1 protein-coding gene is annotated in these 2287 nt (G+C 62.9%); it reads right to left on the minus strand.

Annotation, left to right across the window (positions count from 1 at the left end; all coding sequences use genetic code 11):
• Positions 1-2276, minus strand: a 2276-nt coding sequence (gene cofH, locus ACODR8_RS19865; RefSeq protein ID WP_489008844.1) for a 5-amino-6-(D-ribitylamino)uracil--L-tyrosine 4-hydroxyphenyl transferase CofH, incomplete at its 3' end; no start/stop codon positions are given.
• Positions 2277-2287: the final 11 nt, after the last annotated feature.

Consider the following 2287-nt stretch of genomic DNA (forward strand, 5'->3'; position numbering starts at 1 on the left):
GTAGTCCGCTGCGAGGCAGGTCGACCGGCCTCGCGTGCGAAGCCATGCATTTGCGTGGGATCGCACAATTGGCCGTTCAGACCACCGGCAGCGCGGGTGATGGATTCGTCCATCAATGTGCCGCCAAGGTCGTTGACACCGGCTCGCAGGGCCGCTGCAACGCCGCTTGGTCCAAGCTTCACCCAACTTGCCTGGATATTGGCTATCAGCGGATGGAGGACCAGGCGCGATACGGCGTACATCAGGATCGTTTCGCGGAAGCTGGGACCCGACCGTGCGCGCCCTTTCATCCAGATCGGCGATTCCATATGGACGAAGGGCAGCGGCACGAATTCAGTAAATCCGCCCGTCTCCTCCTGAAGATCGCGGATCTTGAGCAAATGGCGCGCCCAATGTTCATAGCCCTCGACATGGCCGAACATCATCGTGGCGGTCGAGCGAAGGCCAACGCGATGGGCGGTCCGCATGACATTGAGCCATTCACCGGAATCGAGTTTGTCCGGGCAGATGATGGCGCGAATCTCATCGTCCAGTATTTCTGCCGCCGTCCCTGGCAGCGTCGATAGCCCCGCATCGCGAAGCCGAACCAGATAGTCCTCAAGGTCCAGGCCGAGCGTCGACGCGCCATGTGTGACCTCCAGCGGCGAAAAAGCGTGAATATGGATATGCGGTGCCGCGTCACGGACAGCCTTCAGCACCGCAAGATAGGTGTGACCGTCATAATCGGGATGGATGCCGCCCTGAAGGCAGACTTCGGTGGCACCGCGATCCCATGCTTCGGCCGCGCGACGCCCGACCTCCTGCATGTCCAGTCGATAGGCTGGTCCCCTGATGGCCTTGGTGCTGCCTTTTGAAAAGGCGCAGAAGCCGCATTTGTAGAGGCAGATGTTGGTATAGTTGATGTTGCGGTTGACGACATAGGTGACATCGTCGCCAGCAACGTCCCGACGCAGATCGTCCGCCGCCTGCATGAGCCGTTGCACATCAGGGCCATCCACCCGGAACAGCCGCACGATCTCGCTCTCCTCCAGCCGCTTTCCCGACCGGGCAGCCCCGATCAGCGCCTCGATGCCGGCTGTCTCCGTGGTTCTGCCATGCGCCGCCAGAGCGGGGGCCAGTGCACCTGCTCCCGCATGCCATCCATCGGTGACGGGCAGTCCGCGGCCGTCGATCGAGCGCCGCACGATCCTGGCAATAGCCGGCTCGGCCCAGCGGTCCGCATCAAGCGCGAATGCAGGTCCGATCGCGAGCCGCTCACGCAGCACGCGGCCCGCTTCCAGCGTGGCCCGTTCGAGAACGTCCAGATGCGGCCAGGGGGCTTCAGGGTTGACATGATCCGGCGTGACCGGCGAAACACCGCCCCAATCATTGACGCCCGCACGCAGCAAAGCCGCAAGCTCTTGCGGCGCGTGAAGATTGGGCGGTGCCTGGATGACCATCTGCGGACCCAGGATCAGGCGTGCGACGGCGATGGTCCACAGATGCTCGTCCAGCGAAGGCTCGGGATGATCGACCATCTTCGTGTCCGGCTTGGCCCGGAAATTCTGAATGATGACCTCCTGGATATGGCCATGGCGCTGGTGCAAATCCCGAATGGCGACAAGCGCGTCGATCCGCTCGTCGCGCGTCTCGCCGATTCCGATGAGCAGGCCGGTCGTGAACGGCACGGCGGCCCGACCGGCTGCTTCGATGGCGGCAATCCTCCGCGTCGGCACCTTGTCGGGCGAGCCGTAATGGGGACCGCCCTTTTCCGAAAGCCGGTCCGACACCGTCTCCAGCATCAGTCCCATGGACGCTGAAACCGGACGCAGCGCCTTATAATCGGCATCGTCCATCAAACCGGCATTGATATGCGGCAGCAGCCCGGTTTCATCGAGAACCGCGCGGGCCATCTCCTCGACGTAGGAAAGGGTGGTATCGTGTCCGAGCGCCACGAGCGCCTGTTGCGCCACAGGATAACGCGCTTCCGGCCGGTCGCCCAGGGTGAAAAGCGCTTCACGGCAGCCAGCCGCTGCGCCCGCCCGTGCAACTGCGAGCACATCCTCGCGCGACATGTAGGCCGGTTTCGATTTCGAAGGCGTAGAGGCGAAAGTGCAATAGTGGCAGACATCGCGGCAAAGCACCGTCAGTGGAATGAAAACCTTGCGCGAATAGGTCACGACCGGCCCGAAGCCAGCAAGCGTCAGGCGCTCCGATCGGGCGATCAGTTCCGACAGCCGACCTTGCGCCAGCGCGCGCACATCCTGTTCGGGCAGAGTATCAAACACGCTTGGCATTCCACTATCCT

The sequence above is a fragment of the Sphingobium sp. FG58 genome (assembly GCF_057809055.1).